The sequence below is a fragment of the Rickettsia sp. MEAM1 (Bemisia tabaci) genome, from assembly GCF_002285905.1.
GTDB lineage: Bacteria > Pseudomonadota > Alphaproteobacteria > Rickettsiales > Rickettsiaceae > Rickettsia.
The window spans coordinates 1,210,996-1,226,214 of the sequence record NZ_CP016305.1; the positions used below are offsets into that span (position 1 = coordinate 1,210,996).

Here is a 15,219-nt window from a genome sequence, read left to right on the forward strand (position 1 = left end):
TTATAGTTTTACAACTTTATTTTTACCAGTTGTTTTAGCTTCATACATAGCTTTATCCGAGCGTTCAATAAAATCTTCAATTGATTCACCTTTTTTATACTCTGTAACTCCTATAGACACAGTCTTTTTTAAAGGTTCTTCTTGCTCGTCTATTTGAAAGTTCATGCTTTCTATTTTAACTCTAACTCGTTCTGCTGTATATACTGCTTGGTCAATATTTATATCATTTAAAAGTATAGTAAATTCTTCGCCACCAAGTCTTGCTATTAAATCAGTTACTCTAAAGGTATTTTTTAAAATACGAGAAGTGGTTATTAAAACTTTATCTCCTGCTTGATGCCCATAAGTATCATTTACATGTTTAAAATTATCGATATCACACATAAGCAAATATAATTTCATGCCTTCTTTATTAGCCTTTTCGACCATTTGCTTAATGTGTACATCAAAATAACGGCGATTAAATAAACCTGTTAATCCGTCTTTAGCTGCTAAATTTACGCTTTGTTCTAAATCGTTACGTAAATTATCTTGATATTGTTTGCGTCTTAGCTGGGTTTTAATTCTTGCAGCTAGCTCACTTTCATCAATAGGATAAACAAAATAATCATTAATGCCAAGCTCAAATCCTTTCATAACTAATTGCATTTGATTTTCGTTTCCGTTTTCATCTTCATAAATTTGTAAAATTAATATTACTCCACTTATTTCCGGTTTGCCTCTTAAAATAGCTCCTACTCTTAAAGGATCTTCATTTTCAAGAGTACTACTAATTACTATAAGATCAGGTTTATATTCATTTATAGTATCTGTCTCTTCAGAATTACTTATTACTTTTACGTTAGATGTAATTTTAAGCAACATTTGTTTTATGTTTTTAGCTTGTACTACATCATCGTTAATTAGCAATATTTTCTTATCTGCAAAATCATCATGTATTTCAACATTAATACCACCAAGTAATGCATTAGTACTATTACGAATTTTTAACTCATCAATTAAGCTTTTCATTCTTGATAATGATTTAATTCTTATAAAAAGAGCATTATCATTAATTGGCTTTGTCAAAAACTCATCTGCACCAGCCTCTAACCCTTTAACACGATCATCAACATCAGAAAGAGCAGTTACCATTACTACCGGAATATGGGTAGTTTTAGGATCAGATTTAATTTTTTTACATACTTCAAATCCATCCATCTCAGGCATCATAACATCAAGTAGTACTATATCTACTTTTTCTTTTTTTAAAATATTTAATGCCTCTTTGCCGCTATTTGCTTTAAAAACAGTATAATACTCATTTAAAAGCTTTGCTTCTAGTAATTTAATATTCGTTTCTATATCGTCTACTATTAATATGTTTGCACTCATAAGATTAAATTCTTGTTTTTAAAGGAAATAATTTGTATATTTATATTTTTTTAAAGTAAGTTTAAGTGTAATAATATATGAAAATTTCAGCGAATTCAATTAGAACAGGTAATATATTAGTTTATAATAACGATTTATGGGTGGTAAGCAAACAACCTGAGCATACTCAGCCTGGAAAAGGCGGTGCTTATGTGCAAGTTGAGATGAAAAATCTAAAAACTGGTACAAAGCGTAACGAAAGATTTAGTTCTTCAGATCATTTAGAAAAAACTGAACTTGAACAAAAAGATTATCAATTTTTATATTTTGAAAATAATAATATAGTGTTGATGGATAATCAGACTTTTGAGCAAATAAGTGTAAACAAAGAAATTTTAGATGAAAAATTGCCTTTTTTAACTGAAAATATGATTGTTAAAGTTGAGTTTTATAATAAAAAACCTTTAAGTATTGAACTCCCTGCAACAGTTATACTAGAAATTATTGAAACTGATCCAGTAATAAAAGGAGCAACCGCAACCGCTTCGTACAAGCCAGCAACTCTTGCAAACGGGGTTAAGGTAAAAGTACCTCAATATTTAGAGATAGGCGAAAAAATTGTTGTTAAGACTGAGGATTTAACCTATGTTGAAAGGTCTAAGTAGTCTACTAAGATAGAACTTCAAAAATTGGCTACGTCGTCCTACAAGTACTGTGGTGCTCACGTATTAAGTATACGCTCCGCTCCTCGTCTTGTGGACGCCTTGCTCTTTTTGAAGTTGATCTTCGTATACTGTTCTTATTTATTTGTTAATTATTAAAATTAAATGCAACCTATAACTAATTTGTTAATTAATTCACTGCGTAAAGCAGTTAAGTTTGTACATAGAGATTTTTTAGAGCTTGAAATGCTTCAAAAAAATCCTATTAGAAATGAAGAGTTTTGTAAGCGATCTTATTTAAGATTAAAAACTTTATTATGTGAAGAATTACAAAAACATACGAAATATTTATTTTTTCCTGAAGATCAATTTGATCCCAACAATAATTATGAAACTGTTTTTTTAGTCAATCCTATAGATAGTCCAAATAATTTTGCTAGAAGTCTTCCTTTTTTTGCTGTATCAATAACTTGTTTGAAGCAAAATCAAGATGTTCTAACGCCTGTTTCTACTGTTATATATTTTCCGGTTCTTAATGAGGTATATTACGCTGAAAGGGGTAGAGGGGCTTGGGTAGAAAAAAATGATTTAGGCTCTAATCATAAAGGTTTAAGGTTAAGGGTTTCTGATAATGCTAATTTGGAAAATTGTCTAACAATTATTGAAGATTTAAAAAACAATAATTTTCAAGAGATTAATAACAGTAGAACTTTCGGTTCTTCTTGCTATGCAGCGATGCTTTTAGCATCAGGTAAGGCTGACTTAATATATTTACCATTATTAAATTTTACGCTATATTATTCTTTTGATCTTTTTATTAAAGAAGCAGGTGGTATAGTTGTAGATTCTAGTGATAAATTTATATATTCAAATCGTTACATTACTAGAGAATTAAAAAAATTTTAAGCAAAACATTATTTTAAATTTGCATTTTTAGCATTAAGATATAATAATTAAGCATGTTAATTGTATCTGTAAGTGTATTATGAAAAAGTTTGACATTGATTGCGATTTTGGAGGACAAAAGTCTAAATTTACCATTTATATAGGTACACCGCAAGATGGACATCACCCATTGCAGTTCCAATCAAAATGGTTATCAGATGAGAGAGGCGGTACTATTCCCGATGCTGTTATGGATGCAGTAAAACAGCTATATGATCTTTCGAAAAAAAATAATGTATCGTTTGAAGATTTGTGTGTTTATGCTCTTGGTACTGCTCAAGAAGCTCAAACCACAAGTAACGATGAAGATGAGACAGAAAGAGAGGATAATGATGATGAAGATAATAAAGCAGAACAAGCATAAATTATCAGCTTGTGGGTACTCGGTGTCATCCCGTGGCAGCATTGCTTGTGTGATACCAAGTTATCTGAGCTACGCAAATGAAATGAGCGTGGCAATTCAGAAAAAATAATAACTATAGAGATTAAAATGAAACAATATAACGACTTATTTAAAATTATTCACCGTGAAGGTTACATATTTATTGCTAGTTTTGCATTAGTAAGCTTCTTACTTGCTTCTTTCAACGAGAAGCTTGGTTGTATGGGATTTATTGCTACTGCTTGGTGTATTTATTTTTTCCGGAATCCCGATCGTTTCGTACCGATAGGTAATGATTTGGTAATAAGCCCTGCGGACGGGGTAATTCAAGAAATCAAAGAGGCCTTACCACTGGCAGAGCTAGGGCTTGGTGATGTCGAAATGATTAGAGTTAGTATTTTCCTAAATATCTTTAACGTGCATGTGAATAGAATTCCAGCAAATGGTAAAATTTTAGCATTACATTATAATCCTGGAAAGTTTTTTAATGCTTCTCTTGATAAAGCAAGTGTTTATAATGAACGTCAATCTGTATTAATGGAAACAGAGCAAGGGCAAAAAATTGCTTTTGTTCAAATTGCAGGATTAATAGCAAGACGTATAGTTTGTGATCTAGAGGAAAGTAATGAAGTTAAAGCAGGCGAGCGATATGGTATAATTCGTTTCGGTAGTAGAGTTGATGTATATCTGCCACTAAAAACTGCTTTATTAGTAAGTAAAGGACAAACTGCTATTGGTGGTGAAACTATTATTGCTGATTTCGGACGCAAAAAGACAGCTGAATTACAATTTGAAAGAAAATAGAAGCAACTTTCATTTATATGTCATTCCCGCGTAGGCGGGAATCCAGGCTAAAGCGAGGTAACCTAAGCTTTTAATTTTAAAAGTTTATTGTATTTATACTTTTTTACTAGATTCCTGCTTTTAGCTAGGAATGACATGGTGGGCATGCACATTATAATATCATAAACCATATTTTCTTGAGTATCTGCATTGTTAAAAATTCGTAAAACTATAATATCTAAACCTGTACCTATAATAAAATTAATACCAAACTTTGTAACTCTGCTTGGCTTAGTAACTGGTATGAGTTCAGTGAAATTTGCATTAGATAGTAAATGGGAAATTGCCGTATATTGCATTATAGTAGCAGCAATTATTGATGGCATTGATGGAAGAATTGCAAGGATGCTAAATGCTACTAGCCCCTTTGGTGCTGAACTTGATTCTTTATGTGATTTTGCTAATTTTGGTATAGCACCCGCTTATTTAATATATTTATGGTCTTTCCAGCAATATGAGTATAAAGTATTTTCTTCAGCAGTAATGTTACTATTTATAGTATGTATGGCTCTACGTCTTGCTAGGTTTAATGTTGGTATTTATCAGCCAAAACAAAATAAAAAACCTGAGCATTTCTTTACAGGTGTACCTGCCCCTTGCGGTGCTTTACTTGCCTTAGTTCCTGTAATGATAGATTTTGAAATCGGTACATTATTAAATATAAATGTTCGTATTCATACTATAACAATTAACATCTATCTAGCTATTATAGCTTTTCTGCTTGCTAGCAGACTTCCTACAATTTCAACAAAAAATTTAAGTATTAAGCCTGAATATTTATCGCTTGCAATGATTTTATTTGCCGTTGTTATTATAAATCTTATAATATATCCATGGTATGCACTGCCATTTATTGCAGTTATATATATTCTTTCTATCCCGTTTTGTTATTTCTTAAAACATAAATTTAATAACAATTAATTATGCTTGATGTATTACAACAAAATATTCAAAAATATAAAAATCATCCATTTGCTAAATATATCCTCATTATAGCCCTTATAATAATAACTTATTTAGGTTATAAAATTTATGTTTGGGTAAACACAGAATCAACAGATAATGCTTATATTGATGCTGATATTTCAGATGTTAGTGCTGAAATTAATGGGGTTTTAACTAGTTTATTAGTGACTAATAATACAAAAGTTAGTAAAGGCGATTTAATCGGCGAAATCGATGATAGAGACTATAAAGCCAAGCTTGCAGCACTTGAGGCGTCTATTGGAGCTTCAGAAAAAAATATAGAGATTATTGATCAAAAAATATCTATAGGGCAGAATCAATTAGAACAGGCAGGTGAAAAACTAAAACTTGCCGCAACAAGTTTTAATATTGTTTCAACTGATTTTACTAGAGTACAAGAGTTAAATAAGGCAAAATTTGCCAGTATTAAAGCGTTGGACGATTCTAAAAATGCTTATCAAAAAGCAAAAACCGATTACAAACAAGCTCAGCTAGATATAGATATCTCTAGGCAAAACTTACAGCTCCTTGGGCTCGAAAAAGCAGCAGAACAAGAAAAGCTAAAAGAATTAGAAGCAAATAAAAAAATTACCTTACGGAGCTTGCAGAACACTAAGCTTATTGCTGCGGTATCTGGTGTATTTGGTAATAGTAGTTTAGAAGTGGGAAATTATATAACGCCTGGTAGAGCCTTATTTTCCATAGTACAAGATAATTCAATGTATATTCAGGCTAATTTTAAGGAAACTCAAATTAAGAAATTTCAACCAGGTATGAAAGTAGAAATCCAATTTGATGCTATTCCTAAGAAAACATTTTATGGCAAAATCCGTAATATTTCCCCTGCTACTGGTTCTAAATTTACCTTAATCCCACCCGATAATGCCACCGGTAATTTTACTAAGATAGTGCAGCGTGTACCTGTGTTAATAGATTTTGATGCCCCTGTTGCTAATTTAATCCCAGGTATGTCAGTAGTTGTATATATTAGAACTGATCAGAAAGTTTAATTTTTTAAGGAAAGTGTTGTCTAAATTAAATTTTTATGCTATGAGGCAAAACAAAATACAACTATAAGTAGTTTATATTTATATGCAAAGATTATTTAGACCCAACAAATGATAGTTTGTTTAAGAAAATTTTTAGTGATATAGAACGCTTAAAAGAGTTTATCAATAGTATACTTGATTTACCTGAAGGGTATAGAATAAAAGAAATCGAATATATTCCGATAGAGCAGCTACCTTTGATAAATTTAGGAAAAAGAGTTATATTTGACCTAAAAGTAAAAGATGAAACTGGTAATTGGTATATAATCGAGATGCAAAAGAAGAATGAGTCGGATTATTTAAAACGAGCTCAATATTATTCTGCTCATGCTTATGTCAGTCAGCGTCGCAGATGAGTGGCTACATTTATTTAAATGTGCAGTAGAGGAAAAAGATATACCGGAAGATATCACTAGCGATAAGGTCAAAGAAGCTTATCATGTTATTGAAATGCATAATATGACTCATGAAAGCTATGATTTATATATTAGAACTAAACTTGCTGAGCAAACTGAAGAAATTACCTTAGAAGAACATTTTGAAAAAGGTAGAACTGCAAGAAACACAGAAATAGCAAAAAATTTATTAATTGCAGGTGTAGACATACAAGTTATATATACATCAACCAGATTACCAAAAGAAGAAATTGAAAAACTAAAAGCCAAAATCAATAATATTTAAACAATATCTATGTTATAATTCAGATTTCAAGAGTCTATCATATATTTTGTGTAAGTTGTAAAGCAACAGAGAAAGAAATACTGTTAAAATACAACTAGAACAAAGGTAAAAAATATGGCTAAGAAAATAGAAGCTGGTGTTAGAAGTGCAGGTATAAATAATAAGTTAGTAGAGGAAATATTATCCCAATCTAATCCTAAAGAGTTATTTGGAAAGGATGGATTGTTTCAGCAATTAAAGAAGAGGTTAGTAGAGAGAATACTAGAGGACGAGCTAAGTCATGAATTAGGTTATTCGAGGCATAGCAAGGCATCAAAGCAAGATAGCAATCGTCGTAATGGTACGAGCGAAAAGACAGTAATAGATGACAGTGGTCAAAAGATAGTACTTGATATTCCAAGAGATAGAGACAATAGTTTTGAGCCTCAATTAATTCCTAAGGGAGTTAGAAGATTCACTGGATTTGATGATAGCGTTATTTCACTTTATGCAAGAGGTATGACCATGAGTGAGATTCAATCCCATTTAGAGGAAATGTATCATACAGAAGTATCTAAGGAGCTTATCTCGACTATTACAGATGGAGTTATGGAAGAGGTAATAAGATGGCAAGCCCGAGCATTAGATAGAATATACCCAATTGTATATTTAGATTGCATCATGGTAAAAGCAAGAGATAATAATATAGTTATAAATAAGGCTGTTTACCTTGTTATTGGTATAAATATAGAAGGCAAGAAAGAGCTTTTGGGTATTTGGATTAGCAAGAATGAGGGTTCAAAGTTTTGGATGCAGGTTGTAAGCGAATTAAAGAACCGAGGTGTAGAACAAATTTATGTAGCATGTGTTGACGGTCTTAAAGGTTTTAGAGATGCAATAAACAGTGTTTTCCCAAATACCATAGTACAACTTTGTATAGTACATATGGTACGTAATTCTTTAAAGTACGTTTCTTACAAAAATCTTAAAGAAGTAGCAGCTGACTTAAAACAAATCTATACAGCAAATAATGAGAATATGGCTAATTTAGCATTAGAAGAGTTTGCTAAAAAATGGGATAGTAAATACCCAGTTATTTCTGATATATGGATACGTAATTGGAGTGGTATAGTACCTTTCTTTGCGTTCCCTAAAGAGATTAGAAAGGTAATCTATACTACCAATACGATAGAATCGGTAAATAGACAAATCCGTAAAATTATCAAAAATAAAGGGGTTTTCCCAGATGATAAATCTATCACAAAAATTGTCTACTTAGCTCTTAAACATGCTGCAAAAAAGTGGACCATGCCTATTAAAGAATGGTCTCTTGCTTTGAATCAATTTGAGATACTATGTGGAAATTTTAAATATGAATTATTAGAAAATGATTTTTAACAATTTACACAAAAATTATGATTGACTCTCATAGATGGCTTTTATAGTACTAAAACAAGCGAAGACTGCGTGACAATCTCATAATTCAATACAAAAATTTCTGAGATTGCTTCGTTAATTACTACGTAATTTTCTTGTAATGACGATTTTGAAGACTAACTACGCATGACTCCTTTTTTTATCACTATTTTTGGCTTAGGTTTTGCTTTTACTTTATTGTTAGAAGCAAGTGTGACTTTAGGCTTAGTAGATGCTACGTTAAAGTGCTGATCTAATAATCCGATCATTTTCTGATCACGAGATCCAGCACTTCTACCGCCTGTAACAACTGCGATTAATGACTTACCGTTTCTTGAGGCAGTAGTAACTAAATTATAACCAGATGGATTAGTAAAACCTGTTTTTAGACCTTCAGCTCCTTGATAGTTTTTGGTAACATTATTATGTCCATTTCTTGTGTTACCACGAAATACAAAGCTTGTTTTAGAAAATAATGAATAATATTTAGGATAGTTTTTCTTAATTGCTAAAGCAAGCTTAGCCATATCTCTTGCGGTGGTTTGCTGCAACGGATCATGCAAACCTGAAGCATTTTTGAAATAAGTATTTTTCATCCCAAGTTGTTTAGCTTTGACATTCATTGCATGAGCAAAAGCTTTTTCTGAGCCTTTAAGGTTTTCAGCAGCAACCACAGCAGCATCATTAGCAGAAGTTATAATTAACCCATTAATAGCATCTCTGACTGTTATAGTTTCACCTGCTTTTAAACCTAGCTTACAAGGAGGCATTTTTGCCGCTTTTTCTGATACGGTTAGCTTTTTATTTAATGATAGTTTACCTGTCTCAATTGACTCAAACATTAAATATAGCGTCATTAATTTAGTTAAAGAGGCGGGATACATCCGAACTTGTGAATTATGGGCATGCAAAACCTCACCATTTTTTTCATTAATTACTAAACTAGTTTGAACGGGAATAGGAACTTTAGAAGAATTTTTTACAGACTTTTTTGCTTCACTTACTTGGGTAAGTAAAGAAATGATAACAAAAATGTAAGGCAATAAAATTTTTCTAAACATCTTATATAGATAAAATATTATTAGAGTTTGGTCAAGATGAAATTATAGTGCATAGCACTATAATTTCATCCCCGCGTAGGCGGGGATCCAGGGTAAAGTCCCTATGTCATACTGCGGCTCGACCGCGGTATCTCAGGACACAGCCTGCGATAAAAGACCTAGTTCACAAGTCACGGGGTGACAGTATAGTTAACTGGATTCCTGCGATCAACGGAATGACATCGGAATCACGTAACAATGCCGCCACAGGATGACACAGACAGAACTAAAACTTACTACACGTTAACCTTTTTATTAAGATACATTAATATAAATAAAGCAGGCAAGGCTAAAATGATATTGAAGATGAAAAAGCCATTCCAGGCTAGCATATTTACAAGTTTACCAGCATAAATAGTGACAGTATTGTTACATAAACTGCTCGCAGCGGTAAAAAGTGCATATTGCGTTGCTGAGTATTTTTTATTACATAAATAGCTTATATATCCAACCAAAGCAGTAGTACCCATAGCGGCAGCAAAATTTTCTATAGTAATAGTAATTAATAAAGCTCCAAAAGAAGGAGGTTGACCATTAAGCCAAATAAACGCAAAATGTGTTATGCTTTGGATGATACTGGTAATAATCAAACCTTTAAAATTATTAAACCTATACATTACCATACCACCGACAAACCCACCGACTAAGGTTGCAATCAAGCCATATAGCTTAACAATTACTACTATTTCTGATTTAGTATAACCAAGTTCTATATAAAAAGGCGATGTAATAGATAAAAGCATCGAATCACCAAGTTTAAAAAATATTACAGCAAATAGAATAGTTACGGCAAATTCTCTTTTAAAAAAATCTTTAAAAGGACTAATTACTGTATGAATCCAAGAAGCGATAGAAGTAAATTTTATCTTTTCTCTTACTAATTCTTTTTCCTTTACTGTTATTATAAAAATAGTAGAGACGGCAAATATTATACCTATAACAAAGAAAGTTAATTGCCAGTTATCGTTAGTTATTTCAGCAAAATATAAAGCCCAGCCACCTGTAATCAACATACCAATTCTATAACCTAATACCGCTGTTGCACTAGCTATGCCTTGGGTTTCTTCTTCAAACTTATCAATACGAAGAGCATCAACAGCAATATCAAATGTACTTGATAAAAACCCTAAAGCTATGGTTAGAAAATATAAAGCGGTTAAAGAAACAGCAGGATTTTCTCTTCCCATAGCGATTAATACTAAAGCCATTAAACTGCTGCATAATATAAGCCAGCCTTTTCTATGTCCCCATCTACTTAGGAAAGGTACTTTAAAACTATCAATCAGAGGAGTCCAAAATACTTTTAGAGAATAAGATAGTTTGGGTCTGTCAGATTTTTTGTGTAAGTACGATTTCTCCATTTGCCCAATTTTGTAAATTAGTATCACAAAGTATAGCAAATTGATTTAAAGCCATCGCCCAATTCTTAATAGGCATTGTCCATTTTTTAGAGGCATTTGTCAACGCCAAAAAGATTATTTTCTGAATCGATTTGTCATCTGGAAATACTCCTTTATTTTTAATAATTTTACGAATTTGACGGTTAGTGGATTCAATAGCATTAGTAGTGTAAATCGCCTTCCTAATGTCTTCCGGAAAGCTAAAAAATGGAGCTATGCCAGACCAATTTCGTTGCCATATGTCAAAAATAACTGGATATTTTTCATCCCATTTTTTGGCAAAGTTTTGTAATTCTCTTAATCCCTCTGCTTCATTTATTGCATAATAAACTGCTTTTAAATCAGCTGTTACCGCTTTTAGATCTTTGTATGATACGTATTTTACAGAATTTCTTACCATATGAACAATACACAACTGCACTATCGTCTTTGGAAAAATGCTATTTATCGCCTCTGGAAAACCCTTAAGACCATCAACACATGCAACATATATTTGTGCAACTCCTCGATTCTTCAGTTCTGTTACTACCTGCATCCAAAATTTACACCCTTCATTCTTGCCTATCCAAATTCCTAATAGCTCTTTCTTGCCCTCCATATTCACTCCAATAGCTAGATAAACCGCTTTATTTATTATTACATGATTATCTCTTGCCTTAACATGAATACAATCTAAGTACATTATAGGATATACATTATTAAGTGCTCTATTCTGCCAAGCAGTTACTTCCTCTAAAATACCATCAGTTACCTTTGATATTAACTCAGATGATACCTTGGTGGCATATAGTTCTTCTAAGTGCCCTTGTATTTCCCTAATGGTCATTCCCCGAGCATATAAGGATATTACTTTATCATCAAATCCTTCAAATTTACGCACTCCTTTTGGAATTAGTTGAGGTTCAAATTCTCCATCCCGATCCCTTGGCACTTCTACTGTCAATTTACGACCTTCTGGATCTATTAGAGTCTTTTCATAATTACCATTACGTCTGTTATCTGAGTATTTCTCATTTTTAGAATGTTTCTCATAACCTATATGAGATTCCATTTCTTTCTCTAAAATCTTATTTACTATCTGCTTTTTAATTCCCTGAAATATCCCTTCTTTACCAAATATTTCAGATGGATCACTTTGTGATAGTATTTCTGATACTAATTTTTCTATAGCTGGATTTGATACTTTGTTATTGTTCTTCATATTAGCTCCATGTAAGTTGTTTATGTTATTTTTATTCTTAACTATTTTTACAACTTACACAAACTTCCTGACACCCTCGATAGTTTTGCTATTCCAAAAGTAGTGATAACTGCAATATCTATACCAGACTCTTTTAATCAAACCGAAATAGTACTAAAAATTATAGCTAGCGGCATCCCACTAACTATTCCTAAGATTAATATTTCGAATAAGCGGTAGTCTTTAAATATTCTGGTAATAAACATGTTAGTTGTTTTTATTTATGGTTAGTACAGTAGTGTCATACCGCGGCTTGTACCTAAGGTATCTATTTATTATAAACTGTCTCCTGAGATCCCGCTACAAGCTCACGGAATAACATTAGAAACAGTTTCTTCCCTCAATTCCTTATTATACAAAGCATAATATTCACCCTTATTATTAAGCAGCTGCTTATGGTTTCCTTGTTCACAAACCGCACCATTTTTCATCACAATTATATTATCAAGGTCAGTAATGCTACTTAAGCGATGGGTAATAATTAAAGTAGTTTTTCCTTTACGTAATTTCTTTAGAGATTCTAGAATTTTCTGCTCAGAAGATTGATCTAAGCTGCTTGTTGCTTCATCCCAAATTAGAATAGGTGCATCTTTTAAGAAAGCTCTGGCAATCGATAAACGTTGACGCTGACCCCCTGAAAGAGTTGTCCCTTGCACACCTATTTGTGTATCATAACCATTTGGTAGCTGCATGATAAACTCATGTGCATCAGCATATTGTGCTGCCTTAATTATTTCTTCTCGTGTAGCATTAGGTTGACTATATGCTATATTCTCGGCAACGCTAGTATCAAATAAATGCGTATCTTGAGTAACCAAAGCAATCTGCTTACGTAGAGAAATAAGCTTAATATCTTTAATATCATGAGTATTAATTAAAATTCTTCCTTCTGTGGGATCATAAAAACGTACTAGCAAATTACTAAGCGAAGTTTTACCACTACCAGAACGCCCGACAAAGGCAAGCATCTTATTAGATTTTAGCTTTAAATCTATATGCTTTATGGCTACTTTACTTTCAAAACCTAAAGCTAATTTCTCAAAAGTAATTTGTGCATCAGATAAATCTACTTCCTTAGAATCACTACGATCTTTGATAATAGGTTCGGTATCTAAAATACTAAACACCCTTTTAGCTGCTGCTATCCCCTCTTGGAGGTTAATATTCAACGATACTAAACTTTTAAATGGTCTATAAGCTGCGGCAAAAGAAGCTAAAAAAGCAAATAATGCACCTGGGGTAGTTTTTCCGTCAAGTACCAAGTTACCTCCATACCATACCATACCACCAACTGCAAGACCGCTTAACCCCTCCATAATCGGCGAAACTAACGCATCTAATTTAGATGTTTTTTTATAATATTCTAAAATATTATTGATAATTAATGCTGCTCTTTTACTTTCTATTTTTTCACCGACAAAAGATTTAATAATTTTAATTGACTGAAAGGCTTCATCAAGCTTAGAGGTATAATGCCCAAGCTCCTCTTGTGATCGTGCAAATATTCTTCTTATCCTTCTACCCATCTTTTGTACCGGATAAACAGCAAGCGGAAAAACAAGAAAAACCACACAAGATAGTAGCGGTTCTAAATTAAACATCGTTATTATTAAACACACTACAGTTAGGAAATGTTTAGCACATCCGACGAGTAAATTAGAAACAGCACCACGCATTAAAGAAATATCGTTAGTAAAGCGGGATATAAGACGCCCTGAAGATTGCTTTTGAATAAAAGAAATATCGGCAAATAACAAATGCTCATACATTTTTATCTGCAAATCGTTTAATACTCTCTGCCCGACAAATTTTATTAGATAATTCTGATAATATTCCGAAATTCCTTTGACAAAGAAAGTCACGATAAGCACTATCGGCATTATAACAAGCATTCTTCTATCATGCGTTAAAAAAATCTTATCAATAATAGGTCTAACCGCATGTACTATAATTGCCGTACAAATTGCTGCGACAGCCATACAAAATATTGCTACATATATCCTAGTTGCATAAGGTTTAACATGATTTTTTATCAGCCTTTTAATTATATAAAAAGCTTTATAGTCATTATCTAAATTATTATTCATTGTCGTTAAAAATATTAAATTGGTAAGTAGAGCTAGTTGGCAGTGGAATTTTTAAATGCTCAAAAGCAGCAGCTGTTATCACCCTGCCCCGTGGTGTTCTTTGTAGTAAACCTATCTGTATTAGATAAGGCTCTATGGTTTCCTCAAGTGCATCACGCTGCTCGGAAAGAGCGGCGGCAATCGTCTCAATTCCGACAGGTCCGCCATTATAATTATCTGCTATAAATTTTAAATAACGATAATCGTTGCTATCAAGCCCGATAATATCAACTTCTAAGCGGTTTAAACCAAAATTGGCTATTTCTTTATCTATTTCTAACTGATTGTTAACCGCTGCAAAATCTCTTATACGGCGTAGCAACCTTAAGGCAATTCTTGGCGTTCCTCTACTTCTTCTTGCTATTTCTTCTGAACCTGAATCAGTCAAATCAATATCAAGCAATTTACTTGCTCTGTTTAAAACTTTTTTCAGCTCTTCAGTATTATAAAAATTCAAACGCATAGGAATACCAAACCTATCACGCAGAGGATTACTAAGCAATCCAAGACGAGTAGTAGCCCCTATAAGCGTAAATTGTGGCAGGTTTATTTTTACCGATCTTGCAGCCAGGACCTTCACCAATAATTATATCAAGCTCAAAATCTTCCATAGCCGGATATAAAACCTCTTCAACCGAAGTATTTAAACGATGAATTTCATCAATAAATAATACATCATTTTTTTCAAGGTTGGTGAGAATAGCGGCTAAATCTGCTGCTTTAAGTATAGCAGGACCGGAGGTAGATTTGAAATTACCACCTATCTCATTAGAAATAATCTTGGCAAGCGTAGTCTTACCAAGCCCAGGCGGACCATAAAATAAAGTATGATCGAGATGTTCACCACGAGATTTAGCTGCCCTAATAAATACAGAAAGGTTTTCCTTAATCTGTTGTTGTCCAACAAATTCTTGTAAATATGACGGCCTTAGCGGCAATTCTTGATCATTTTGACTTTTTTCAGGATATAATATATTAGTCATTAACTTTTTTAGACGGTTTTGTAGATCGGAAAATGTCATTGCGAGGAGATGCGTAGCAGAGGGCGGAGGTAATCTCATGAAGTAGTATAATATT

The 15,219-nt window shown here is 32.6% G+C and carries 13 protein-coding genes and 3 pseudogenes; 9 read left to right on the forward strand and 7 right to left on the reverse strand.

Annotated elements, in window-relative coordinates:
* Positions 1-1,374, reverse strand: a complete 1,374-nt coding sequence (locus tag BA173_RS06625; protein ID WP_016948348.1) for a PleD family two-component system response regulator — start codon at positions 1,372-1,374, stop codon at positions 1-3.
* 77 nt (positions 1,375-1,451) lie between these two features.
* Here BA173_RS06625 and efp point away from each other — a divergent pair, with 77 nt between their 5' ends.
* From efp to BA173_RS06670, 9 genes are all read left to right on the forward strand, one after another.
* Positions 1,452-2,018: an elongation factor P gene (gene efp / locus BA173_RS06630; RefSeq protein WP_016948349.1), complete on the forward strand. Its 567-nt coding sequence runs from the start codon at positions 1,452-1,454 to the stop codon at positions 2,016-2,018.
* Positions 2,019-2,180: 162 nt separating this feature from the next.
* Positions 2,181-2,921 carry an inositol monophosphatase family protein gene (locus BA173_RS06635; RefSeq protein WP_016948350.1) on the forward strand — a complete coding sequence of 247 codons (741 nt, stop codon included), beginning with the start codon at positions 2,181-2,183 and terminating at the stop codon, positions 2,919-2,921.
* A 79-nt stretch (positions 2,922-3,000) separates the two neighbouring features.
* Positions 3,001-3,324, forward strand: a complete 324-nt coding sequence (locus BA173_RS06640) for a DUF2610 domain-containing protein (protein ID WP_016948351.1) — start codon at positions 3,001-3,003, stop codon at positions 3,322-3,324.
* Between the two features lie 126 nt (positions 3,325-3,450).
* Complete coding sequence (locus BA173_RS06645; protein ID WP_016948352.1) at positions 3,451-4,146, forward strand: phosphatidylserine decarboxylase; 696 nt, start codon at positions 3,451-3,453, stop codon at positions 4,144-4,146.
* Positions 4,147-4,335: 189 nt separating this feature from the next.
* Positions 4,336-5,106 (forward strand): CDP-diacylglycerol--serine O-phosphatidyltransferase, encoded by a 771-nt coding sequence (gene pssA / locus BA173_RS06650; protein ID WP_016948353.1) that lies wholly within the window; start codon positions 4,336-4,338, stop codon positions 5,104-5,106.
* A 2-nt stretch (positions 5,107-5,108) separates the two neighbouring features.
* Entirely contained in the window at positions 5,109-6,161 is a 1,053-nt protein-coding gene (locus BA173_RS06655) for an HlyD family secretion protein (protein ID WP_068041712.1), read from the forward strand.
* 116 nt (positions 6,162-6,277) lie between these two features.
* On the forward strand, positions 6,278-6,556 hold the full coding sequence (locus tag BA173_RS06660; protein ID WP_068041709.1) for a PD-(D/E)XK nuclease family transposase: 279 nt from the start codon (positions 6,278-6,280) through the stop codon (positions 6,554-6,556).
* On the forward strand, positions 6,534-6,881 hold the full coding sequence (locus BA173_RS06665; protein ID WP_232505920.1) for a hypothetical protein: 348 nt from the start codon (positions 6,534-6,536) through the stop codon (positions 6,879-6,881). The genes BA173_RS06660 and BA173_RS06665 overlap by 23 nt, the downstream gene beginning before the upstream one ends.
* 114 nt (positions 6,882-6,995) lie before the next feature.
* Complete coding sequence (locus tag BA173_RS06670) at positions 6,996-8,258, forward strand: IS256 family transposase (RefSeq protein ID WP_095568330.1); 1,263 nt, start codon at positions 6,996-6,998, stop codon at positions 8,256-8,258.
* 155 nt (positions 8,259-8,413) lie between these two features.
* Here the strand turns inward: BA173_RS06670 and BA173_RS06675 are convergent, their stop codons facing one another.
* The 6 genes and pseudogenes from BA173_RS06675 to ruvB form a co-directional block, all read right to left on the reverse strand.
* The gene (locus BA173_RS06675) at positions 8,414-9,337 is read right to left on the reverse strand and encodes a D-alanyl-D-alanine carboxypeptidase family protein (protein WP_068042127.1); all 924 of its coding nucleotides are present in this window, start codon (positions 9,335-9,337) and stop codon (positions 8,414-8,416) included.
* 275 nt (positions 9,338-9,612) lie between these two features.
* A pseudogene (locus BA173_RS06680) lies at positions 9,613-10,698 on the reverse strand (MFS transporter); the annotation flags it as partial.
* A gap of 7 nt (positions 10,699-10,705) precedes the next feature.
* A complete protein-coding gene (locus BA173_RS06685; RefSeq protein ID WP_157738100.1) occupies positions 10,706-11,977 on the reverse strand; it encodes an IS256 family transposase in 1,272 nt (423 codons plus the stop codon).
* Between the two features lie 77 nt (positions 11,978-12,054).
* Positions 12,055-12,222: pseudogene (locus BA173_RS08035) on the reverse strand (MFS transporter); the annotation flags it as partial.
* Between the two features lie 102 nt (positions 12,223-12,324).
* Positions 12,325-14,103: an ABC transporter ATP-binding protein gene (locus BA173_RS06690; RefSeq protein WP_016948358.1), complete on the reverse strand. Its 1,779-nt coding sequence runs from the start codon at positions 14,101-14,103 to the stop codon at positions 12,325-12,327.
* Positions 14,096-15,125 (reverse strand): annotated as a pseudogene (gene ruvB, locus BA173_RS09045) (Holliday junction branch migration DNA helicase RuvB). The gene BA173_RS06690 and the pseudogene ruvB overlap by 8 nt, the downstream one beginning before the upstream one ends.
* Between the last annotated feature and the right edge of the window lie 94 nt (positions 15,126-15,219).

Excerpts from the sequence above, each read along its gene's own strand:
- BA173_RS06640 (WP_016948351.1), top strand. The coding sequence starts at position 3,001 with ATGAAAAAGTTTGACATTGATTGCGATTTTGGAGGACAAAAGTCTAAA.
- BA173_RS06645 (WP_016948352.1), top strand. The coding sequence starts at position 3,451 with ATGAAACAATATAACGACTTATTTAAAATTATTCACCGTGAAGGTTAC.
- BA173_RS06685 (WP_157738100.1), bottom strand. The coding sequence starts at position 11,977 with ATGAAGAACAATAACAAAGTATCAAATCCAGCTATAGAAAAATTAGTA.
- efp (WP_016948349.1), top strand. The coding sequence starts at position 1,452 with ATGAAAATTTCAGCGAATTCAATTAGAACAGGTAATATATTAGTTTAT.
- BA173_RS06625 (WP_016948348.1), bottom strand. The coding sequence starts at position 1,374 with ATGAGTGCAAACATATTAATAGTAGACGATATAGAAACGAATATTAAA.
- BA173_RS06655 (WP_068041712.1), top strand. The coding sequence starts at position 5,109 with ATGCTTGATGTATTACAACAAAATATTCAAAAATATAAAAATCATCCA.
- BA173_RS06675 (WP_068042127.1), bottom strand. The coding sequence starts at position 9,337 with ATGTTTAGAAAAATTTTATTGCCTTACATTTTTGTTATCATTTCTTTA.
- BA173_RS06635 (WP_016948350.1), top strand. The coding sequence starts at position 2,181 with ATGCAACCTATAACTAATTTGTTAATTAATTCACTGCGTAAAGCAGTT.
- BA173_RS06665 (WP_232505920.1), top strand. The coding sequence starts at position 6,534 with ATGTCAGTCAGCGTCGCAGATGAGTGGCTACATTTATTTAAATGTGCA.
- BA173_RS06690 (WP_016948358.1), bottom strand. The coding sequence starts at position 14,103 with ATGAATAATAATTTAGATAATGACTATAAAGCTTTTTATATAATTAAA.
- BA173_RS06670 (WP_095568330.1), top strand. The coding sequence starts at position 6,996 with ATGGCTAAGAAAATAGAAGCTGGTGTTAGAAGTGCAGGTATAAATAAT.